Source organism: Endozoicomonas sp. SCSIO W0465 (assembly GCF_023716865.1).
In the GTDB taxonomy this organism is placed as follows: Bacteria; Pseudomonadota; Gammaproteobacteria; order Pseudomonadales; family Endozoicomonadaceae; genus Endozoicomonas.
This window is the reverse complement of record NZ_CP092417.1, coordinates 2,076,466-2,097,683: the sequence shown is the minus strand read 5'-3', so window position 1 is coordinate 2,097,683 and position 21,218 is coordinate 2,076,466. Positions and strand designations below refer to the sequence as shown.

Here is a 21,218-nt window from a genome sequence, read left to right as displayed (position 1 = left end):
TAGGGCTCTCAAAGGATTGAGTATGTTAAGTACAAGTGCAAAACACGAGGCTTTACAGATGGCTCTATGGAAGTCGGAGTCAGTCATAGTAGTGATGAAGCGGGTAACGACCGTGGAGCGAAGGGCTGGCAGTTAGATCGAGCGTGAGAGAGAAACAATGACCGTACTCAGCAACGACGGACAATCATGGTTAACGAAACTTGAGCGCATAGGTGAGAAATCGGCATACGACAGACAAATGGTGTTCAATAACCTTGGTCACCTGCTAAATGTTGACATGCTGAAGGAGCAATTCCATCGGTTGAACGGGAATAAAGCCGTAGGTATTGACCGTGAGACAAAGGAGACTTACGGCGTAAAACTGGATGAAAATCTGAAACACCTTCTCCAGCGCATTCGCCGTGGGACTTACAGGCCAAAACCCGCGAGGGTCACTGAAATCCCGAAAGAGGATGGGAGCAAACGGCCACTGGTCATATCCTGCTTTGAAGACAAACTGGTGCAACTTGCAGCCAGTCAAATCCTTGGCAAGATATACGAACCGCTGTTTCTACCGTGCTCATACGGATTCAGGCCCGGCTTGAGTTGTCACGATGCTTTGAGGACTTTGCTGCAGTCCAGTTCCCGAATTCGGGATGGTGCTGTGGTAGAAATTGATATCTGCAAGTACTTCAACAGAATTCCTCACAGGGAGCTGATGAAGATTTTGCGAATGAAGATATCAGACCAGCGTTTTCTCAGGCTGATAGAAGTCCTGATTACAGCACCTGTGATGGAACACAAGCAAGTATCCGACAATCGGGAAGGATGTCCGCAAGGGGCTATCCTGTCGCCAGTGCTGGCCAATATCTATCTGCACTACGTGATAGATGAATGGTTTGCCGAGGTAAGCCGTTCTCACATCAAAGGGCGGGCGGAAATGGTGAGGTACGCTGACGATATGGTATTCCTTTTTGGGGATGCCAGTGAAGCAGAGCGCTTTTATAAAGTGTTGCCAAAACGGTTAGAGAAGTTTGGTCTGGAGTTGCATAGAGAGAAATCGCAGATAATTCCTGCAGGATGGATTGCAGCTCAGAGGGCCAATCAATCAGGTAAGCGTCTTTCGACGTTTAACTTCCTGGGGTTCACCTGTTACTGGGGTAAGATGCGAAAAGGTGGTTGGCGACTGAAGTTCACCAGCCGTAAAGATCGTTTTGCATCGAAGCTCAAAGGGTTAAGGGAGTTCCTCTGGAAGCGCCTGAGTTCTGACCGTGTGCAAACGCTGAAGAGAGCGATTCGGGGGATCAAGGGATGGATCAACTATCATGGGATCACAGACAATCAAGGACGGGTCAGGCAGTTCATTCTGCAAGGCAAACGAACGATCCACAGATGGCTTAATCGTCAGGGAGGAAAAGGATACTTGAGCTGGGGAAAGCTGGTGAAAATTCTTAAAGTGTTGGCGTATCCAGAGAGCTGGAAAACGGTGTCAATGTTCCGGTCTCACCGAACATGTGTGGGGACACGGGTCTATCGGGAGCCGGATGCGGTAATTCCGCAAGTCCGGTTCTGAGGAGGGGCTTGCCCGGGTGACCGGGCAGGTCTACTCACCCGGATCTGGCAGCATAAGAAAGAACCACTGCCTGGTAGGGTTTTCGGGGGCTCCAGCGAGTAGGGTATTTGTGGCGAGATCGGTATGCATTCCCACGCGGAGCGTGGGAACGAGATGTCCAGAGTGTCCGCAGGGTTTTGCGACAACCTCTCCCCCGTGGGAATGCATACCGGGCCTCTGTGGAACTGTGGGTCTCCACTAAACTCTCATGATTCCGGGCATAAATAGATTGTTTTTCATCTGGCAGGCTCCGGCATGCATTCCCACGCAGAGCATGGGAACGAGGGGTCTGGCTGTATGGGTATTAGCGCTTTTCTACACTAGAGGCAGGATAACGCAGGAACAGCCACAGCAGAACGCTTCCGGAAAATTTAAACGATCTCTACCCAGTGACCACCGTCGTAAGGTGATAGTTCTCCAATTGGTTCCAGAGACAACTCAAACCGGGCCGCAATATTATGAAAGGCTTGTTCTGCTGCCGGGTCTACTGCAACCAGCAAGCCACCACTGGTTTGAGGATCACAGAGAATGTGTTTCTGTTGCTCTGTGATACTGGCTGCCTTGTGGCCATAACTGGCATAGTTCCTTTCAGTTCCACCAGGAACACAGCCCTGCTGCCGATAGGCTTCGACATGGGGGAGCAGTGGCAGCTTGTCAGTATACAGAGTGGCCCTGACCTTGCTGCCTTCACAAACCTCCAGAAGGTGGCCAAGCAGACCGAAGCCGGTAACGTCGGTGATTGCACTGATGCCATTGAGCAGGGACAGGTCGGCACCCATGCTGTTCATTGTGCACATGGCGTCACGGGCAATATGCTGGTGCTCATCCTGCAGCAGCTTTTTCTTTTGGGCAGTAGTGAGAATACCAACGCCAAGAGGCTTGGTCAGATACAGTTTGTGGCCAGCCTGAGCCTGATCATTTCTTTTCAGGTGCTCCAGAGATACACGACCAGTGACTGCAAGACCAAAGATGGGCTCAGGCGCGTCGATACTATGGCCTCCAGCCAGAGGTATACCTGCATCCGCACAGGCCTGACGACCCCCGTCTACTACTTGAGCGGCAACTTCGGGAGGCAGCTTGTTAACAGGCCAGCCAAGAATAGCAATGGCCATTAAGGGAGTGCCGCCCATGGCATAAATATCACTGATGGCATTGGTGGCAGCAATGCGGCCGAAATCGAATGGGTCGTCGACAATCGGCATAAAGAAATCGGTAGTACTGATGATCCCTTCCCCGTTACCTAAATCAACAACGGCCGCATCATCATTGCTGGAATGACCGACCACCAGATTAGGAAACTCTGGAAGAGAGAGGTTGCTTTTCAAAATACCATCAAGCATCTGTGGTGAAATTTTGCAGCCACATCCCGCGCCATGACTGTACTCTGTAAGCTTCAGATCCTTCATCGGTACTACCCCTGAGCTAACGCTTGAAACGCCGATACTTTAGCATCGGGAACCGCTTCATTAAATGCCTCGATGCCTCGAAGTACTTAAGGACGAAAGAGTACGAAAAGATTGAATACATTGACGGGGCATAAACAGAAAACAGAAAACAGAGGTTTCTAATGTCACATCTCTGTGATAAAAGGTAATTCTGGGCGTCAGCGATAAGTAGCAAACATATTGTCGTCACCCTATGTGCAGCTACTTATCCGACCGGATTGACCCGAAGCGAAAGAAGAATAGCGATAATTGATGGATTAGGAGAATCGGATGGGAGCACTCACTTTGCCTTGTTCTTCTATCGATGATTTGCTGCAGCAACACTCGGCAGCGTTACAACAGTGGTTTGCCAGTGGTGATCGAAAGATCGAAGGTCTGGTTATCCGTAAATTTCCCTCCTGGCTTGAGTCTGAACAGTTTATTAAAGCAGGTTCAGGGGCCCAGTTTGATACGGCGCGCTTTCGCCTGATGATGTCTAATCAACGTGATATCTGGCGCGTTACTATCGATATGATCTTTCATCCCAAGGCGCGGCTTCTGGATGACGGCTCTACCGCCGGTCCCGGGATACTGTTTAATGTGCTGGATGATGAGGATCAGGGTATTCCGATTGATTATTTTGCGGCGAGTACTCCCTTCTCAGCAGACTCAATAACCCCTGAGCAATGGTGCACATACTGGTTTAAAAAGCTGGCCAAGAGTCATCACATCAACCGAATTTTTGCTTATAAAGAGTTCGAGGCAGAAGTTGATTGACTTTTTATTGTTTGACTTCTTAAGGCAGTTGCAGCCTTGTGAAACTGAAAAGCCTAGCCCGGATCAGTTTTTCGCTTTATTCAGCCATGCCTGCGAAAAGAGCTGAAGTATTGGAATAACAAGTGCCCAGATAATGGCAAGGATCATCAGTGTCTGCCATAACGGCTGGGCAAGCGTTACATCACTCATTTTTGATCCTGCCAAATAACTTAATGGCCCGCCAAAGAAACCGAGTATGGCTCCATAGAGTTTATGGGTTCGAGACCAGTCAAGGCTGTGCCGGAGAGTGGTGGCGAATATCAGCCACAGACAGGCCAGCCAGAGTGGTAAAATCCGTCCACCGTCATCCGTGTGAAACTGGAGGATTTCCATATTGCCAAGAAAGCTATCGATCGCACACCCCAGCAGAAAGGTAAGAGCCAGTATTTGTTTTTCCTGATGCCAGCTACCTATCCAGAGTAAATGAATGAACAGAATGATCACTGCTGTTGCCATGGCAATTTGATTGCCTCCAAGCACACAGGCAAACCAGCCTGCCTGAAACAGTAAGTAATTTATCATCAGTTTTATCTGGTCTGTCGTCATCATTCATCTTGCCATTGACTATCATGTTGGAGGGTTTGGTAAGCTTCCCGGCTGGTCTGTTGTAATAGTCCGGCTTATCATTCGTTCCTGCAACCCTTCATCGGCCAGTTCCAGCGGCGACAAACTGCAGTGGGCAGGGCAGCATGACTGGGCATATCTACTGACCTCACGTTCATGGATGGGTTTGTCCTGCAAAACCCGATCACGATATTCACCCCATAACAACCAGGTCATAGGGCAAAATATCACACCGCAAAACACCAACGTGGTGATCTTGCAGGTTTCGGCCGGAGAGTAAGCAGTAACGGGCGCTTTAGTGGATATGTCTGCACCATGATCCAGCAAAGCGTATATCGTCGATTCGTGTTTTCCCATTACGGCCAGGTGCAAGGGAGTGACTCCTTTGTGGTTTTCTGCATTGGCATCCGCTCTTTTATCTAACAGCATATTGATTACTGTTTCATGGCCCGATTGGGCGGCGTAGTGAATTGCCTGCCAGCCACGGGAATCGGCCATATTAACATCAACGCAACCGCCCGAGATCAGATGACTGGCCAGCCAGGCGTTGTTTTGACTGGCAAGCATCAGGGGAGTGACTCCCTTTGGTGTCATAGCGTTGACGTCTGCTCCCTTGGCCAACAGAGCATCCAATACCTGCTGATTGCACTGTTTACCGCTACACAGTGTGTGCAAGGCAGTTGATCCACGGTAACGGCTATTAACGGGGGCTTTTGCCACAAGCCGACTTATGATGTCTGTGTCAACAATATCGGTATCACAGAGCAAGTGCAGCGGGGGTACCTTCCAACCGGGTGCTACCTGTTTCGGGTCAGCCTGGTTGTTCAACAGCGTGTTGATGGCATGAGCATTTCCTGAACGACAGGCCAACTGAAGGAGAGTAAAGTCACCTGGATAGTCCGGTGAGGTGACGCAGCGGATGGTATTAACGTCCAACCGGTGTGGAAACAGATAATTCGCCAGCAACGAAATTATCTCCTGATGCAACTGCTTGTCAGCACAGGCTACGTCGATAGGCGTAAGACCTGACTTGGGTAACTTTATGTCTGGGTTTGCACCCGATTCAAGCAACAGTTTCACAACCTCAGGGTGGTTTTCGTAACAGGCAATATGCAGTAGGCTGACCGACTGTTCGACTTGAGAGAGCTCTTTTTTATTCTCATAAAGGTAGTTGATGCCGGCACGGAGTTGCTCTGAGGCAGTCAGAAATTCCAGGTCATTGTTGCGACAGGCCGTCACTAAAGCATGTTCGCCGTAATCAACCCCGGAGGCGGGAGCAGGCAACGGGTCAGCACTGGCAACCTGGTTTTTTTCGCAGGCTAGCATTACTTGCTGGTAAGAAGGTGGTGGTGGTGATGATAATAACCGGGTATACATATTCAAAGTTCTCTGAGAAACATTTATTGTAACTATTCAGCACTGAGCAAAGGCATATTACAGTAATTCCGAACAGCTCTATGAAGTGATTGATATATGTCCATTCCCTGTTTTCTGGCAGACGACAAATAGCTGCGAATCCGTGCAAACATAGAACCACCGTCTGCACTCCTGAAGCAGCCTGAGATTTTCTGCTTTAACTTGGCCATTCGAACATCCCGCTCACTGCCATTGTTATCGAAGGGAATGGTAAAATCTGACATGAAGCGCAGTGTCTCAGCCTTGAACTCAGTGAGTCGTTTGAAGAGATTGTAAGCTTTAGTATTCTTGACTTTCTTGCGCTTAAGCTCCTCTCGTTGCTTCTCCATATAGACGACTTCTTTCATTAGAGCCCGCTGAAGCAACCGGTCATAAATCTTCTCGATTCGTTCACAGACAACACTTGGCATCTGTAGCATACCTATGGTCTTAAAGCCCTTGCAGTAATGCCAGGAAAGCCTCAGTAGCTTCATCAATCGCAACGCCAGTTGATTGCTGTCCCTATCAACAACACCCAAAAGCTCCCTCAGGTGATGGGCATTGCAAAGTACGTGAGTTGCCGCATATGCAAAATAGGATTTCCAATGATCATGAACCAGAACGCCTGCAAATGTTAGCAGTATGCCCATCGTGTCCATGGCCTCACGACCTCGCTTTTCAGACAAGTAGTAGAGCGTCCATTGTTCATCCCGCATAACGTGTAGCCAGTGCAAAGAGCCCTCGGCCCGCATACCCGTTTCATCGGCTCCGGCAACAGACGATTCCCGCAAGGCGTCACGAATAACCTCTTCAGTAGAAGCCAGATTTTCATAGGTTCTGGCCACAAAATTGGCGACAGTGCCTGCACTTACACTCATTTTATAGAGAGTATTAAAATACTCTGACACGCGCTTAAAAGGCAGGAAATGGTATTGGTTAAGATAGACGGCCATAGCCTGTGTGGCTGAGCCATATTGTGCGGCAGCGGTAACACCTTCCGGGAATTCAGCCTGATTCCGACAACCACAAGTGCAGATTTTTACTTCAGCTCTATGGGCCGTTACTTCAAATTCACCCGGTCTCCCTGGTTCAAACACCTGTCGTTCAATATATTTGACCGGCTCACTATCAAGAAGAGACGACTGACATTTATTGCATTCTTTAACCGGAAGGTACTCAATATAGTCAGGGATATCGACCTGTTTAAGACAAGTGCCCTGATGCCCTTTCTTTCCACCGGCTTTATTACCAGAAGACTGTCTCAGACTTTTAGGATTGGGTTTTTCATCCGATGGATCGGTACCTTTATCTGCGGAAAGGTCGTCAGAATGATCTGGAGAATTACTGTTTTTACAAGGTTTTTGATAACCATCAGACGATGGCGGCTTGCTGCTGTTTTGACTGTTCTTGCCAACCTTTTCTTCCAATTCTCGACATCGCTCTTCCAGACAGGCAACTCTCATCCGCAGCTCTGCATTCTCTTTCAAGAGAATCTCAGCCGACATAGTTGCGGGTAGTTCTGGAATCATGCTGGCGAATATTGTGGAAAAATGGTGCTTAAGAGGATGGTATAAAAATCAGAAAATTCCAGATTTATGTGGGGGTGCTGAACAGTTACCATTTATTAACTCAAGTTACGCACCTTGCTGAAAATCAGCCATTATTGGTGGCATGAAAAATGATCTCATAGAACTTTATTCTGACTACCTGTTGTCGTCGTCTGGGAAGACCACTGCAACGGGAGTGTCAGAGCTTTTGGATAATGTCTACAGTCATGACCAATTCACCCGATTGCTTTCAAACAATGAGTTTACCAGTCGTGACTTATGGCTTTACGTTAAACCCGTCGTGCGACAGGTTGAGTGCAGTGATGGGGTTTTGATCTTTGACGATACGATTCAGGAAAAGCAGTTCAGCAAAGAGAATGCCCTGAACACCTGGCATTTTGATCATACAAAAAATCGCACCGTGAAAGGTATAAATCTGCTCAATGCACACTACCAGCCGGAGATGCGTCGATTCCTGTCGCCTATAAATTGATCGAGAAAACCATCCTGTACACCGACTTGAAGACAAAAAAGGTAAGACGATATGCAGAGCAAACCAAAAATGAAATGATGCGGGAGATGCTGATGATTTGCTGCCATAACCAGCTTATGTTCCGCTATGTCCTTGCAGATAGCTGGTTTTGCTCAAACGACAATATGATGTTTATTCGACACGACTGTAATAAACATTTCCTGATGGCGATGAAGTCAAACCGCAAGGTATCCCTCAGTCTGGACGACAAATTACAAGGCCGTTCACAGCGTATAGATACTGTTGATTTTTCAGAAGATAAGCCTGTACAAGGGTGGATAGCAGGTGTCGATTTCCCTGTTCTGCTATACCGTCAGGTCTTTAAAAACAAAGACGGAAGCACAGGCATTCTCTATCTGGTTTGCAGCGATCTTGACTGTGATGCCGAGACTCTCAAGGCAATCTACGAGAAACGGTGGAAAGTCGAGGTCTTCCATAAAACGCTGAAATCGAATGCGTCAATGGCCAAGTCACCGGCGCATACTGTGAGAACACAGAGTAATCATATCTTTCTTTCAATTTACTCAGCCTTCAGGTTGGAAGTATTGTCATTGAAAGTAAATCTGAATCACTTTCAGCTCAGAGCCAAAATCTATATGGCAGGGCTGAAAGCTTCGTTGGGGCAGCTGAGAGAGCTGTTAGCTGCGTAACTTCAGTTATTAAAGAAAAAGCCGTTATCCAGCAGTGAGAATCGTTGAACTTTCTGGTTTATGAGGGCAAGCGATTGTTAACGCCAGTGAATCAATCTGGCTTTCTTTTGAGTGTCACCTGGAAAAAAAGTTTCGCATTGATTCCTTGCCGCTGATTACGTGGCAAGCTGTGACTGAAGAGTTCCTTTCCCACCTCTCTATCTGGTCTGCACTGATAAGGCTAGTACATCATTTCAATGAGATTGACGTGTACCATCTCCGTTCATCCTGAGCGGAGTCGAAGGGTGTTTGGCACGATCTATCATGGGCCGTAGTTTGCGCCCTTCGACAGGCTCAGGACGAACGGAGTGCGGAGGCTTATGATAACGACAACCCGTCAAACGCATTGAAACCATGTACTAGGAGGCTGACCGAGAATAGACTGCCCTACTGCGGTGGCAGCAAATTGGTCTAAAAAGCCGGAAATTTTTAGCAAATAAAACCACTATTCACGAAAAATTTCCGGCTTTTTATCCTCAATTTTCTGCCATCCTCGCTACGGGCGCTATTCTCGGTCAGCCTCCTAGTGGCAGCAGAATCATTGCAGCATCATTGCAACATTGCCTGAAACACAAAACGACCAATGACGTTAATCACAGTGATGCCAATATTGACGTCGATTGATCTGCCTGAGAAACGGATTCATTTGCTTCAGGCAGACCAGCCAGTCTTTATGTCACTTAATCGCCCAGAAATGCTTTATAAGCTTCATTATTATTTTCAGACCAGTAGCGATAGCCAATGGCATCGAGGTATTCCGGGATTTGCTGGTGCTCCTCTTTGGGGACATCCAGACCTACTGCAACTCGCCCATAGGCAGCGCCATGATTACGATAGTGGAACATGGTAATATTCCAGCGCTGACCCAGTTTGCTCAGGAAGTTCAATAAGGCACCCGGGCGCTCCGGAAATTCAAACCGGTAAACCTGCTCATTATTTACCGCTTCGCTATGCCCACCCACCATGTGTCGTACATGGAGTTTGGCCATTTCGTTATCGGTCAGGTCAATCACAGGATAACCGTGTTGCTGGAGTTCATTAATCAGCTGGTCGATGGGCATCTGATCCGGGTGAACCTGAACACCCACAAAGATTCTGGCCTTGTCCGGGTTATGGTAGCGATAGTTAAACTCGGTAATATTCCTTCGACCCAGCAGTTGGCAGAATTGTTTAAAGCTGCCGGGCTGCTCCGGGATCGTCACCGCGATGATTGCTTCACGCTTTTCACCCAGCTCTGTTCGTTCCGAGACATAGCGCAAACGGTCAAAATTAATGTTTGCACCACTATCGACTGCCAGCAGGGTTTGACCCCGGACCTTTTCCCGGCTCACGTACTTCTTCATGCCGGCGATGCCAAGTGCGCCAGCAGGCTCACAGACAGAACGGGTATCATCAAAGATATCCTTGATTGCGGCACAGATTTCGTCCGCAGTGACGGTGATGACTTCGTCAATGCACTGCTGGCAGATCCGGAATGTCTCTGCACCGATCTGGGCCACCGCTACGCCATCGGCGAAGATACCAACATAAGGCAGGACAACCCGCTCACCGGCTTCAAGAGCAGCCTTCAGGCAAGCCGACTCTTCAAACTCTACACCGATCACTTTGACGTCGGGTCGCAGATACTTGATGTAGGCGCTGATACCCGCTGCCAGACCGCCGCCGCCAACAGGGATAAATACAGCGTGCAGGGGGCCGGTATGCTGGCGCAGAATCTCCATGCCAATCGTGCCCTGGCCGGCGATGGTATCCATATCATCATAAGGGTGAATAAAGGTGTAGCCGTGCTTTTTGACCAGCTCAAAAGAGTGGGCCAGTGCCTGGTCAAAAGCGTCACCCTGCAGAACAACCTCCGCGCCGTAGGCTCGTACAGACTTCACCTTGATCTCGGGAGTGGTGACCGGCATGACGATGGTGGCCCTGATGCCCATCTCCCGGGAGGCCAGGGCTACGCCCTGGGCATGATTTCCGGCAGAAGCCGCAATGACGCCACGCTCTTTCTCTTCCGTCGTGAGCTGGGCCAGCTTGTTATAAGCGCCCCTGATTTTGAAGGAGAACACCGGCTGCAGGTCTTCCCGCTTCAGGAGAATCCGGTTATTCAGGCGCTGGCTAAGGAAGCGAGCCTCATCAACCGGTGTTTCTATGGCGACATCATAGACCCTGGCTTCCAGTATTTTTCGTATATAGCGGTGTGGCATGCTGTCCTGCTGGTATTTAATGGTTGCGTTATTTTGAGTTCAGCCAATGCATAAGGGGTAATGTTAAACGAGTGTATCTTACCGTGCTGTGCGACAGTACCCAACCCAATGAACGCAGAATCCCCCTTGTAAACATGCAATAGTCATCTACATTCCGTCATTGGCCCGTTGAGGCTCACGCTTTGACCAGATAAGAGGCAATAATGATGGATGGTTTATCGGATAATGGCTCACCAGACAGAACACCTGCTGATTCAGCAGGTACCAGGAGGCTGACCGAGAATAGCGCCCGTTGCGAGGATGGCAGAAAATGCACCTCGTTCCTACGGTCCCCCGTGGGAATGCATACCGGGCCTCTGTGGAACTGTGGGTCTCCATTAAACTCTCATGATTCCGGGCATAAATAGATTGTTTTGCATCTGGCAGGCTCCGGTATGCATTCCCACACAGAGCATGGGAACGAGGGGTCTGGCTGTATAGGTATTAGCGCTTTTCTGCACTAGGAGCCTGTCGGACTTAAGCGTCCGTAGCGAGGATTGCGAGAAATTGAGGATAAAAATTTCTGATTCTGAGGAGAATAGCAGGGCTATTTGACGAAGAAGCAGGAATTTTTAGACCAATTTATCGCAACCGCAGTAGGACAGCCTTAAGTCCGACAGGCTCCTAGGGCTCACGGAATACACAGGCCCATCAGGACATTTCATACATAGTGTCGATCAGGTGGTAATGTTCACTCCGAAAAAGAAATAGTGGGATTTACATTCCGGAAAAGCCATTTTATTTTATCTGTCTTCCGAAATATTATGCTTGGCAGTCTATAGGTAAACTTATGAATCAGGATCAGCTCAAGAAGGCCACGGCTGAAGCCGCACTGCAATATATCCTGCCACATCTTGAAAAAGATATGGTGATTGGTATTGGCACCGGCTCTACTGCACGCTTTTTTATTGATGCGCTGGCTGAGTACAAGGATGATTTTGATGGCTGTGTATCCAGCTCTGAGGCATCTACCAGGCAACTGAAGGCCCACGGTATTCCCGTCTATGATCTGAATACGGTGTCTGACCTGCGTTTTTACGTTGATGGTGCTGATGAAACCAACGAGCATCTTCACCTGATTAAAGGTGGTGGTGCCGCACTGACCCGTGAGAAAATTATTGCGGCGGTCGCCAGAGAGTTCATCTGCATTGCCGATGAAAGCAAGGCTGTTGGTGTGCTGGGTGAATTCCCATTGCCCGTGGAAGTTATTCCCATGGCGCGCAGCCATGTTGGCCGGGAGCTGGTGAAACTGGGAGGTGATCCCGCCTATCGCGAAGGCGTTGTGACCGATAATGGTAATGTGATTCTGGATGTCTGGAATATGAAGATTCTGAACCCGGTTGAACTGGAACAACAGATAAACGGGATTGTTGGCGTGGTGACCAATGGTCTGTTTGCCTGTCGACCCGCTGATGTGCTGCTGTTGGGCACCAACGATGGGGTCAAAACAATGACAGCCAGGTGATGAGAATAAAACACCAAACGCCGGATTTTCACAAAAAACCGTAGCATGGGGCTGGAATGAATAGAAAAAAACCTTAATATAGCTATTGCTAATAATAAAAAAGCTTCGCGGCCTTCGCTTTGCCAAGTCTCTGGCTCAGGTTTGAGTGTTGGGGGGAGTACTCCTCCCGGACGAACGCTCTGTGAATTCAGGCTGGAAAAATAACAATAAAGAGTGACTGACATGCTGAAATCATTTAACAGGAAAATGGCTGTCTTAACGGCTGTTTTAGCGGGTACCGCAGCTCTGGGCAGTGCATCAATCGCCTCTGCAGACGATAGCATTAAAATTGCCCTGGCCGGCCCGGTCACCGGACCGGTTGCCCAGTACGGCGATATGCAGTTCATTGGCGCCAAAATGGCCATTGAGCAGATCAACAAGGCTGGTGGTGTCAACGGCAAGGAACTGGAAGCGGTTGTCTATGATGACGCCTGTGATCCCAAGCAAGCCGTAGCGGTAGCCAATAGAATTGTAAACGACGATATTCGTTTTGTTGTCGGCCATCTCTGTTCCTCATCTACTCAGCCAGCTTCTGATATTTATGAAGATGAAGGTGTCTTGATGATCACCGCCGCCTCAACCAGTCCGGACATCACTACCCGTGGCTATGAGCTGATTTTCCGAACCATTGGCCTGGACAGTATGCAGGGACCAACGGCTGCCAGATACATCATTAACGCCGTGAAGCCAAAGAAAATGGCCGTAATTCACGATAAGCAGCAGTACGGTGAAGGCCTGGCTTCCAGCGTTCGTGACGAAGTTAAGAAAGCGGGCATTAACGTTGCCTTGTATGAAGGTGTGACTGCTGGCGATAAGGACTTCTCAGCCCTGATTGCCAAGCTCAAGAAAGAAAATGTTGACTTCGTCTATTACGGTGGTTATCACCCTGAGTTGGGTCTGATTTTGCGTCAGAGTGCTGAAAAAGGTCTGGACGTTAAGTTCATGGGGCCTGAAGGTGTTGGCAACAAGGATATTTCTGCCATTGCCGGCGCCGCTTCAGAAGGCCTGCTGGTGACTCTGCCCAAGAGCTTTGACCAGGATCCGGCCAATGCCAGGCTGGTCGAAGCATTCAAGGCCAAAAGTGAAGATCCTTCCGGCCCATTTGTCTTCCCTGCTTACTCTGCGGTGAAGGTCATGGCGGATGGCATGAAGCTGACGGCCAGTGAAGATCCTGAGAAAGTTGCTAGTAGCCTGCGTGCTAATAACTTCAAAACACCAACAGGTGATCTTGGTTTTGATGGCAAAGGTGACCTGAAGGACTTCAGCTTTGTTGTTTATCAGTGGCATGCTGATGGTAGCAAAACTGCGCTGACCAGGTAATCAGAATAGTGCTGGTAAGCGCTAATACCCATATATCCCCCCTCGTTCCCACGGTCTGGAGAGTGTCGCAAATCCTCGTTCCCAGGCTCCGCGTGGGAATGCATACGGATCTGGCAGCATGAGAAAGAGCCACTGCCTGGTAGGGTTTTCGGGGGCTCCATGCGAGTATGGTATTTGTGGCAGGATCGGTATGCATTCCCACGCACAGCGTGGGAACGAGGTGTCCGGAGGGTTTTGCGACAACCTCTCCTCCGTGGGAATGCATACCGAGCCTCTGTGCAACTGTGGCCCTCCCATTAAACTCTCATGATTCCGGACACAAGCAAATTGTTTCCCATCCGTCAGGCTCCGGTATGCATTCCCACGCAGAGCATGGGAACGAGGGGGTTGGCTGTATGGATTTTAGCGCTTTCCTGCAATAGTGCCCTGCCTGAAAGGGCAGGATTTCTATAAGCCACAAATGGTAATTAAAGTGAACGTGGAAAATGGTATCGCTGATACCGGTTTTTTTATTCTATTTGAAATTGCCCAGATATTCGCTTCATACAAAGTCTAAGGCTGTGCACAAAAAAAGTTGAGGTTTTCTGAAAAGAAAGAAAAAGGCAAAGTGTATGGGGAAGCACTTTCCTGGATAACCAGGTATCTTCGTTAATGCAGGGGGACAAGAAGATAGCCTTATAAAAAAAGCATTAACGCTTGGTAATTATGTTAACAACACCATGATGAACGGCAGATGAACGGGGTTTTCATGAATCATTAAGCCCCGGGCGGTTGTAATAGCTTCCATCAAAACGAACATAGATGGAGTGTTCATTATGCGTAAGACAATTATTGCCCTTGCTACTTCTGTTATCCTGCTGCCTTCTCTGGCTCTGGCTGATGGTTATAATGACGGGCATGGTCAACCACATCCTATGCATTTTAACGGTCCGGTGGATCTGACCCCCCTGGTAACGCTGCAGAAGATGACCATCGGTGAACAGAATGCCATCATCGAAGGTAAAATCGTACGACAACTGGCTAATGGTAAATTTCTGTTATCAGATGGTCAGTCTGAAATAGTGATTGATTTGGATGATGATATCTATCTGGGTCAAAGCATCAATGAACAGACTCGCCTGCGCCTGTTCGGTGAATACGAAGCCTGGAAGGAAGAATTCGAGGTTGACCGGGTTCAGGTACTGTAATGATCACCAATCGGGCATTTTACAATGCCCGATATCTCTGATTATTCGTTCTCTTTTTCCACCTTGAGAATAACGCCGGTTGTCGCATCAATTGTTATTTCCACTTCCTGTCCGTGGCGGTCATGTGCCTCCAGTTCATACACCTTGCCACCGCTTGAAAGCTCTATCTCACGAATATCGCTATACCCGTTTTCAGTAGCCCGATTGACCACTTCCAGAATGGATATGGGGGATTTTTCTTCCAGTGCAATGGCCTGCGATGGTTGGATGACCACAAGGGCGATGGAGGCAAAGGTGCTACTGGCCAGTAATAACGATCTAATGCTTTTCCATCGGCATACCAGGGAATACACTATGCCACTCTCCTGTTCAGAATTCGTCAGGATTCTAATTTCTATGAGCCGCATGTTCAAATGAAAATGCTCACCTTCTTGCTGGTCATAGCCACCGGTTTCTTGCCACTGTGGGGCCAAGCTGACAGCAAGCCTCTCAGTGTCGTTAAGCGCGGTGATGCGGTCAGTTATCAGCAACTGGTCGATGCGATCAGCAGGCAGTTTCATGGCCGGATTGTTCGGGTAGAGCTGGAGCAGGACTGGCTGAACTGGTATTACGAGTTGCGCCTATTACAGGATGATGGTCGTATTATCGAAGTTGAGCTGGAGGCTAAAACCCTGAGGATTATTGAGGTGGAAGGGGCAAATCTGGAAACCGTCGTCAGGCAGAACCCATGAAAATTCTGATTGTTGAAGATGAGCCGGTTCTTAACCAGCAGATCGTTGAGGCCATTGAGCACGCTGGATGGCTGGCGGAATCATCCTGCGATGGTATTGACGCTCTGTATCAGGTGACAGAAGAGAGTTTTGATGCCGTCGTGCTTGATCTTGGCCTGCCAAAGCTGGATGGCCTCAGTATTCTTCGGGCAATGAGGGAGCAAAACAGCTGCCTGCCAGTGATTATTCTCAGTGCGAGGGACTCCCTTCATGACCGTATTGAAGGGTTGAATGCCGGTGCGGATGATTATCTTTGCAAGCCCTTCCAAATGGCCGAACTGGTGGCCCGGCTCAGGGTTCAGATTCGCCGGAGCAATGGTCAGGCTTCTCCCGTTCTGACTTCCGGTGACCTGATGTTCGACACAAGGACATCGTCTGTTTATTGGCAGGGGCAGCCGGTGAAGCTCACCGCACTGGAGCTGAAAATGCTGGGCTATATGATGCATAACCAGGGACGGGTGATTTCCCGTTCGGAGTTGGTTGAGCATATTTACCGGCAGGACTTTGATCGGGACTCCAATACCATAGAGGTGTTTATCCGGCGGATTCGCAGCAAAATAAGCCCGGACGTCATTAGAACGGTTCGTGGACTGGGGTATCGGCTTGGTCAGCTTACGTAACTTTGTTCTTCAGCACTCCCTTCGCTACCGTTTATTACTGGGCGCATTTATCTGGCTCTCAATGGTTTTGATTGCCGCCGGGCTGTTCATACCACGGGTGGTACACAACTATCTTTATGCCCAGCTGACGGAGCAGACCGAACTCTATCTGGACGAAATTACCGCTTTTGTTGGTCTGAAAGCGGATGGTCAACTGTCTATGAAGGGACTGCTCTCTAATCCCCGCTTTCGTAAGCCATACAGTGGCTGGTACTGGCAGGTAGAAACAGAGAACAGTGTGCTACGCTCCCGATCCTTGTGGGATGCCCGGTTTGATATTGGTCAGGGGGAAGAGCCCGACTATCAGGCGCTGATATTCAATGAGCGTCAATTATCGTTGGGTGCTGGCGGGGCAATGATCAAGGCAACGGTGGCCGTTGACAGTCAGCCGACCGACGAAACTTACGACGTGTTAACCGGAGGCATGTTGATTGCCCTGGCAGTGGTTGCTTTCAGCTCCCTGCTGTTTATTGCGTTGCAAACCCGCTGGTCCCTGCGGCCTATGGCGATGCTTAAAGAGGATTTGCAATCGGTCCATGATGGCCGGATTGACCGCCTGCTGGGGCAGTACCCCAAAGAGGTTCAGCCGGTGGTGGATGACCTCAACCGGCTGCTGTTTCATTATGCCGAGTTGCTGGAGCGGTCCCGTCATCACACCGGAAACCTGGCTCACGCGCTGAAAACGCCAGTGGCCATTCTGGTTAATGAGGTTGCGACGTTGCCCGATTCATACCGGCCGGCATTCCTGACGGCCATTGAACAGCTGGAGAACCGAATCAATTACCATCTTGGGCGGGCCAGAATGGCTGGCTCTGCCCGAATTCTGGCGGCCCGCTCCTGCCCGGCTGCCGTGGTGGACGCTATTACCCTGGCGTTTGACAAGGTATACGCCCATCGTCATGTGGTGCTGGTGAATGAGCTGGATGATCATGTCTGGGTTACGGTCGAAGAGCGTGACCTGGAAGAGATTCTTGGTAATGTGATTGAAAATGCCTTTAAGTGGTCTGCAGGCCTGATCAGGGTTCACGGGGTTAAGCAGGAGCATCAGTTGTCTATTTATATTGACGACAATGGTCAGGGGCTGACACCGCAAGAAATGGACAAGGTTATGAAGCGCGGGGTTCGTATGGATGAACAGGTCCCGGGTTCAGGCCTTGGGCTGGATATTGTTCAGGAGATTGCCCATAGCTATCAGGGCTCTCTTGCCCTTGCTTCCAGTGCCATGGGGGGGCTGCAGGTACAGTTAGTGCTGCCCCGGTCACCGGGATAATACCATGTACTAACGGCAGTTCACTTCGAAGGCTGCGGGTAACGGTTATCCCAGGCCTGCTGGATGGCTTTTTTCATGTCTGATGAAGGAACCGGAGATGAGGTCTTTTCTTTATGCCGGAACTCCTGACGCAAGGCTTTGGCATCTTGTCGGGGAACCAGCATAAAGTCGACCCGGCGGTTTAATCCTGAATCCGGATTCAACCCCCGGATAGGCTGGTTAGCCCCCATGGCGACTAATAGCATCACCTGATCTTCCGGCACGCCGGTGAAAACAATGACTTCCCTCACCGTTTCCGCCCGTTGTCCGGAAAGTTCCCAGTTTATCCGGTTGGGTTCTATGCTGGTGTTAAGATCGGAACCAATCACGCCATCGGAGTGCCCGGTAATAATGATTTTGAAGGGCAGCTTGGCCAGAACCGGAGCCAGGGCAATCAACAAATCTTCATAAAATGGTACCAGCTGGCTGCTGCCCGATGGAAACATGGGGCCGGCCTTATCCTGAACCAGGCTCATAAGAATCATTCTGGGCCAGATCCGCAGCTGAATTTCTTTTGCCGCATCGGCCTGTTCTTTTGGCAGTTTCGATAATGCCAGCACAATGGCAGCGATTCCGTCGGCGGTGTTAGCGTTCTGACCGGCCATCTCCATACCCGTCATTCCGGAGGGCGTAGGCCGTATCTGCACGGGCAGTCCCCGTAATATTGAGTAGTCGCCCTGCATCTCCACCGGTGTGTTACTGCTAACCCGGTTGAAAAATCCCGGATCAGAAAAATAGGTGGCAATGGCTTCCTTTTGCACAGGTGTGGTGGCAGCTACCAGCCAGAGCACCAGGAACAGCGCCATCATGGCCATGGCAAAATCGGCAAAAGCCACTTTCCAGCTACCACCGTGGTGCCCATCGCCGTCTGAACCACGCCCCCGACGAACAACTATCAGATGTTCATTATCCGGTGACTTGGCCATTACTGCGCCGTCCTCAGGGATTGCAGCATATCTTCCATTTCCTGGAAGGTAGGGCGTAACTCTTTATAAAGCAGGCGTCGCCCGGAATCCACGGCGGTAATCGGTGCCAGCCCTGAGTGGCTGGCAAGCAACGCCATTTTGACGCATTCAAACGCCAGCATTTCATTCTGCTCAGTACTTTCCAGCGCTGCCGCCAGAGGACCAAAAACACCGTAGCACAGCAATACCCCCAGAAAAGTACCCACCAGTGCCGCAGCTATCTTGATGCCGATCAGTTCTACCGGTCCATCCATAGCACTCATCGTCACCACAATGCCCATTACAGCAGCCACAATACCAAAGCCCGGGCAGGCATCAGCAATACTGTGCAGCGCTTTTCCCGGACGTTTCAGATCATCGCCAAGGGTTTCTATCTCGCTTTCCATCAAACCCTCAAAAGCATGTCCGGGCATACTGCCCATCCCGGTAATCCGCAGGTTATCGGTGATAAAGTAGAGCAGTCGTGGGTGTGAGGTGATGCGCTGATAACTTTGAAACAGTTCACTGCTTTCCGGTGTTTCGATATCGTCTTCAATGGCGTTCACCCCCTTGCGGTGTCGGGTTTCAATCAGGCGGAACATCAGGGCCAGCAAATCCATAAAGAAGGTTTTGTCGAACTCTTTATTTTTGATCAGCACGTACTTCAGGTGAGTGAGGGTCATTCTCAGAACGTTGGCCGGATTGGATATCACAAAAGCACCGATGGCGGCACCGAGGATGATAAGGATCTCAGGAGGTTGCCACAATGCCAGCAACTTGCCACCGGCCAGGACAAACCCACCAAAAACACTCAGAATTAGGATGGCAAAGCCAGCGATTCTCAATAGCATGGGAAACCCGGTACGTTGACATTAAGTGGTAATAGCACAGGTTGATGTGATTACTGAATCACCATATTGGTGATAAAGACATCCTCCACCCCCTTAATCAGCGATAGCCCTGTGGTTTGATGAACCGTTTCCAGCAGCTTTTTGCGCAATACCTCCCGTTTTTCCGGAATCATTACCTCCTGGAATTTCCAGGATGACAGCTGTTCAAGCAGGGCATTGAGAATGACCGGTTGATTGTTTTTTATTTGTTCAAGGCACTTGATTTTTCGGGTCATGACCGAAACGGATAACTGCATATAATGGAGCTCATAGGTTTCATCGTTAACCAGGTTGACCACCATATCTTTAAACGACAGATAGTGTGCAGGTAAGGGTAAAGCAGCGGTGGACCCTGACGATAGCGGGTCGTCATCCTCCCTGAACAAAAACCAATAGGCAGCACCGGCAATGGCCAGTATGACAACACCCGCCAGGATAAGAGCAATGAGATTAACCTTGCCGCACTGCACTGCTGGCCACTGAGTGCTGACACTGTTCTTTATGATGATACGATCATCGTCGTCAATCTTCATATTCATAGGAAAGCGCTGTTAAACCATCTCCGGAAAAGAAGGGCTAAATAAGCAAATCAATAAGTGCCGTACCCGGATAACGGGACAGCGCACTGGATGACCGGTATTCTTGTGAGGTTTGGGCAGCCAGAGCCGCAATACTCCCGTCTGTGTCAGAGAAGTCTGACGTTCCCGGCAACCCGCCGGCAAAAGGGTACTGCCTTCCCCTGTCTGCCCCGGAATGATCAGGCGTGGTTAATGAGAGGGCTATTTTCAGTCCGGACTCCGCTGCTGAAGAACCAACGGGCGCTTCTTTAAGCACTGAATTACCGTGAATGTGCAGCTGCTGAATGCTGTCGCTGACCAGTTGGTGCAACACAGAGGAACAGCTTTCCAGGGTTGGCATAGACTGTTTACTGGCCTGAAGATTCACCGTGACCTCACTGTTATTGCGGGTCATAACCACCTGCACTGCACCCAGTCCGGGAAACTCGGCAACGGCCCGGGCATGACGATCTCCGCCAAACATCAAACAGTTTTTCACCGGGTCAGCTGCGGTCAATCCGTTGGGTTGACTCACGGATGATGGTTGACGGGCTATGGCCGGTTCCAATCGGTTGAAAGATGTATCCGATACATCGGTTGTTGCTGGCGGGGTCGGTGTCTGGCTTTCCTGGTGAGCAGGTGGTGGCAACTCTACCGTTGACTCTGGGGCAACAGTCTCCTGATTCGGTAGTATCCCCTTTGGTAAGGGTTGCAGAGAACCCTGTGTAGACTGCTGAAGTGATCCAGGCTCCATGGCTTGCTGAACGCCAGGTAACACCACCTGACCGGTATGGGTTGCCTCTGCCCCCACAGGGGCAGGCTTGATCGTCAGCGATACGGGCGACGCTTGCCGTTGGTCCGGTTGTTCAGGCAGAACCTGTTGTAAACCTGAATTCCATCCGGGTTGGGAGTAAGCCGCCGGAATCGCTGCCCCGGCGGACGTAAGCCACTCTATTGTCGGAATGTCTTGCTGTCCCCCGGTGACCGCAAAAGCCGTTGTGCTGCTATTGATCGTCGATGGCAAGTCAGCAGCGGAAGACGAATCCGAAGCAAACTGAGGATTGATCAGACCAGAGAGCTCGATCATCTGCTGCACAATGGCCTGAAACTCATCCTCCGGGCGTTCACCCTGTACCGGCAGTTGCCCGGTTATCCCCTCCCGGATAAACGAGACCGGAAGTGCATTGATCACACTGTCCGCCTCTGTGCCAACTGTCTCAATAGTCATAAGAGATAGCTCTCAGTTCAGGATGAACATTCAGCGACATTCATCGCACTATTCA

The 21,218-nt window shown here is 49.9% G+C and carries 19 protein-coding genes and 1 pseudogene; 10 read left to right on the top strand and 10 right to left on the bottom strand.

Annotation, left to right across the window (positions count from 1 at the left end; genetic code table 11):
• Positions 1-157: 157 nt before the first annotated feature.
• The gene (ltrA, locus tag MJO57_RS09135; RefSeq protein ID WP_252024730.1) at positions 158-1,552 is read left to right on the top strand and encodes a group II intron reverse transcriptase/maturase; all 1,395 of its coding nucleotides are present in this window, start codon (positions 158-160) and stop codon (positions 1,550-1,552) included.
• A 410-nt stretch (positions 1,553-1,962) separates the two neighbouring features.
• Here the strand turns inward: ltrA and selD are convergent, their stop codons facing one another.
• Positions 1,963-2,997 carry a selenide, water dikinase SelD gene (gene selD / locus MJO57_RS09130; protein WP_252024728.1) on the bottom strand — a complete coding sequence of 345 codons (1,035 nt, stop codon included), beginning with the start codon at positions 2,995-2,997 and terminating at the stop codon, positions 1,963-1,965.
• Positions 2,998-3,306: 309 nt separating this feature from the next.
• Between selD and MJO57_RS09125 the strand changes: the two genes are divergently transcribed.
• Positions 3,307-3,792: a hypothetical protein gene (locus MJO57_RS09125; RefSeq protein WP_252024726.1), complete on the top strand. Its 486-nt coding sequence runs from the start codon at positions 3,307-3,309 to the stop codon at positions 3,790-3,792.
• 63 nt (positions 3,793-3,855) lie between these two features.
• Here the strand turns inward: MJO57_RS09125 and MJO57_RS09120 are convergent, their stop codons facing one another.
• The 3 genes from MJO57_RS09120 to MJO57_RS09110 form a co-directional block, all read right to left on the bottom strand.
• A complete protein-coding gene (locus MJO57_RS09120; RefSeq protein WP_252024724.1) occupies positions 3,856-4,353 on the bottom strand; it encodes a DUF2878 domain-containing protein in 498 nt (165 codons plus the stop codon).
• A gap of 45 nt (positions 4,354-4,398) precedes the next feature.
• Positions 4,399-5,721, bottom strand: a complete 1,323-nt coding sequence (locus MJO57_RS09115) for an ankyrin repeat domain-containing protein (RefSeq protein ID WP_252024722.1) — start codon at positions 5,719-5,721, stop codon at positions 4,399-4,401.
• An 83-nt stretch (positions 5,722-5,804) separates the two neighbouring features.
• Positions 5,805-7,319: an IS66 family transposase gene (locus tag MJO57_RS09110; protein WP_252024720.1), complete on the bottom strand. Its 1,515-nt coding sequence runs from the start codon at positions 7,317-7,319 to the stop codon at positions 5,805-5,807.
• Between MJO57_RS09110 and MJO57_RS32695 the strand changes: the two genes are divergently transcribed.
• Positions 7,318-7,440, top strand: coding sequence for a hypothetical protein (locus MJO57_RS32695; RefSeq protein WP_256493260.1), 123 nt, complete (start codon positions 7,318-7,320; stop codon positions 7,438-7,440). The two genes, MJO57_RS09110 and MJO57_RS32695, sit on opposite strands and share 2 nt — an antisense overlap.
• Before the next feature lie 21 nt (positions 7,441-7,461).
• Positions 7,462-8,519: pseudogene (locus tag MJO57_RS09105) on the top strand (transposase).
• A gap of 719 nt (positions 8,520-9,238) precedes the next feature.
• Here MJO57_RS09105 and ilvA read toward each other — a convergent pair.
• On the bottom strand, positions 9,239-10,777 hold the full coding sequence (gene ilvA, locus MJO57_RS09100; RefSeq protein ID WP_256493338.1) for a threonine ammonia-lyase, biosynthetic: 1,539 nt from the start codon (positions 10,775-10,777) through the stop codon (positions 9,239-9,241).
• Positions 10,778-11,585: 808 nt separating this feature from the next.
• Here ilvA and rpiA point away from each other — a divergent pair.
• From rpiA to MJO57_RS09085, 3 genes are all read left to right on the top strand, one after another.
• Positions 11,586-12,260, top strand: a complete 675-nt coding sequence (gene rpiA, locus MJO57_RS09095; protein WP_252024715.1) for a ribose-5-phosphate isomerase RpiA — start codon at positions 11,586-11,588, stop codon at positions 12,258-12,260.
• Between the two features lie 246 nt (positions 12,261-12,506).
• Entirely contained in the window at positions 12,507-13,619 is a 1,113-nt protein-coding gene (locus MJO57_RS09090) for a branched-chain amino acid ABC transporter substrate-binding protein (protein ID WP_252024713.1), read from the top strand.
• 815 nt (positions 13,620-14,434) lie between these two features.
• Positions 14,435-14,806, top strand: a complete 372-nt coding sequence (locus MJO57_RS09085; RefSeq protein WP_252024711.1) for a YgiW/YdeI family stress tolerance OB fold protein — start codon at positions 14,435-14,437, stop codon at positions 14,804-14,806.
• 41 nt (positions 14,807-14,847) lie between these two features.
• Here the strand turns inward: MJO57_RS09085 and MJO57_RS09080 are convergent, their stop codons facing one another.
• Entirely contained in the window at positions 14,848-15,159 is a 312-nt protein-coding gene (locus MJO57_RS09080; RefSeq protein WP_252024709.1) for a PepSY domain-containing protein, read from the bottom strand.
• A gap of 60 nt (positions 15,160-15,219) precedes the next feature.
• Here MJO57_RS09080 and MJO57_RS09075 point away from each other — a divergent pair, with 60 nt between their 5' ends.
• The 3 genes from MJO57_RS09075 to MJO57_RS09065 all read left to right on the top strand — a co-directional run bounded on the left by MJO57_RS09075 (position 15,220) and on the right by MJO57_RS09065 (position 17,505).
• Entirely contained in the window at positions 15,220-15,537 is a 318-nt protein-coding gene (locus MJO57_RS09075; RefSeq protein ID WP_252024707.1) for a PepSY domain-containing protein, read from the top strand.
• Positions 15,534-16,196, top strand: coding sequence for a response regulator transcription factor (locus MJO57_RS09070; RefSeq protein WP_252024705.1), 663 nt, complete (start codon positions 15,534-15,536; stop codon positions 16,194-16,196). Before MJO57_RS09075 ends, MJO57_RS09070 begins: the two co-directional genes overlap by 4 nt.
• 97 nt (positions 16,197-16,293) lie before the next feature.
• A complete protein-coding gene (locus MJO57_RS09065; protein ID WP_252024703.1) occupies positions 16,294-17,505 on the top strand; it encodes a sensor histidine kinase in 1,212 nt (403 codons plus the stop codon).
• A 20-nt stretch (positions 17,506-17,525) separates the two neighbouring features.
• Here MJO57_RS09065 and MJO57_RS09060 read toward each other — a convergent pair whose 3' ends face one another.
• From MJO57_RS09060 to MJO57_RS09045, 4 genes are read right to left on the bottom strand one after another with little or no spacing between them, the layout of a single operon-like run.
• On the bottom strand, positions 17,526-18,470 hold the full coding sequence (locus MJO57_RS09060; RefSeq protein WP_252024701.1) for a flagellar motor protein MotB: 945 nt from the start codon (positions 18,468-18,470) through the stop codon (positions 17,526-17,528).
• A complete protein-coding gene (motA, locus tag MJO57_RS09055) occupies positions 18,470-19,339 on the bottom strand; it encodes a flagellar motor stator protein MotA (protein ID WP_252024699.1) in 870 nt (289 codons plus the stop codon). The genes MJO57_RS09060 and motA overlap by 1 nt, the downstream gene beginning before the upstream one ends.
• Before the next feature lie 50 nt (positions 19,340-19,389).
• Positions 19,390-19,917: a flagellar basal body-associated protein FliL gene (gene fliL, locus MJO57_RS09050; protein ID WP_252024697.1), complete on the bottom strand. Its 528-nt coding sequence runs from the start codon at positions 19,915-19,917 to the stop codon at positions 19,390-19,392.
• Between the two features lie 37 nt (positions 19,918-19,954).
• The gene (locus MJO57_RS09045; protein ID WP_252024695.1) at positions 19,955-21,163 is read right to left on the bottom strand and encodes a hypothetical protein; all 1,209 of its coding nucleotides are present in this window, start codon (positions 21,161-21,163) and stop codon (positions 19,955-19,957) included.
• Positions 21,164-21,218: the final 55 nt, after the last annotated feature.

Coding starts and splice junctions, on each gene's coding strand:
- ltrA (WP_252024730.1), top strand. CDS start 158: ATGACCGTACTCAGCAACGACGGACAATCATGGTTAACGAAACTTGAG.
- selD (WP_252024728.1), bottom strand. CDS start 2,997: ATGAAGGATCTGAAGCTTACAGAGTACAGTCATGGCGCGGGATGTGGC.
- MJO57_RS09125 (WP_252024726.1), top strand. CDS start 3,307: ATGGGAGCACTCACTTTGCCTTGTTCTTCTATCGATGATTTGCTGCAG.
- MJO57_RS09120 (WP_252024724.1), bottom strand. CDS start 4,353: ATGATAAATTACTTACTGTTTCAGGCAGGCTGGTTTGCCTGTGTGCTT.
- MJO57_RS09115 (WP_252024722.1), bottom strand. CDS start 5,721: ATGCTAGCCTGCGAAAAAAACCAGGTTGCCAGTGCTGACCCGTTGCCT.
- MJO57_RS32695 (WP_256493260.1), top strand. CDS start 7,318: ATGCTGGCGAATATTGTGGAAAAATGGTGCTTAAGAGGATGGTATAAA.
- MJO57_RS09110 (WP_252024720.1), bottom strand. CDS start 7,319: ATGATTCCAGAACTACCCGCAACTATGTCGGCTGAGATTCTCTTGAAA.
- rpiA (WP_252024715.1), top strand. CDS start 11,586: ATGAATCAGGATCAGCTCAAGAAGGCCACGGCTGAAGCCGCACTGCAA.
- MJO57_RS09090 (WP_252024713.1), top strand. CDS start 12,507: ATGGCTGTCTTAACGGCTGTTTTAGCGGGTACCGCAGCTCTGGGCAGT.
- MJO57_RS09085 (WP_252024711.1), top strand. CDS start 14,435: ATGCGTAAGACAATTATTGCCCTTGCTACTTCTGTTATCCTGCTGCCT.
- MJO57_RS09075 (WP_252024707.1), top strand. CDS start 15,220: ATGAAAATGCTCACCTTCTTGCTGGTCATAGCCACCGGTTTCTTGCCA.
- MJO57_RS09070 (WP_252024705.1), top strand. CDS start 15,534: ATGAAAATTCTGATTGTTGAAGATGAGCCGGTTCTTAACCAGCAGATC.
- MJO57_RS09060 (WP_252024701.1), bottom strand. CDS start 18,470: ATGGCCAAGTCACCGGATAATGAACATCTGATAGTTGTTCGTCGGGGG.
- motA (WP_252024699.1), bottom strand. CDS start 19,339: ATGCTATTGAGAATCGCTGGCTTTGCCATCCTAATTCTGAGTGTTTTT.
- fliL (WP_252024697.1), bottom strand. CDS start 19,917: ATGAATATGAAGATTGACGACGATGATCGTATCATCATAAAGAACAGT.
- MJO57_RS09045 (WP_252024695.1), bottom strand. CDS start 21,163: ATGACTATTGAGACAGTTGGCACAGAGGCGGACAGTGTGATCAATGCA.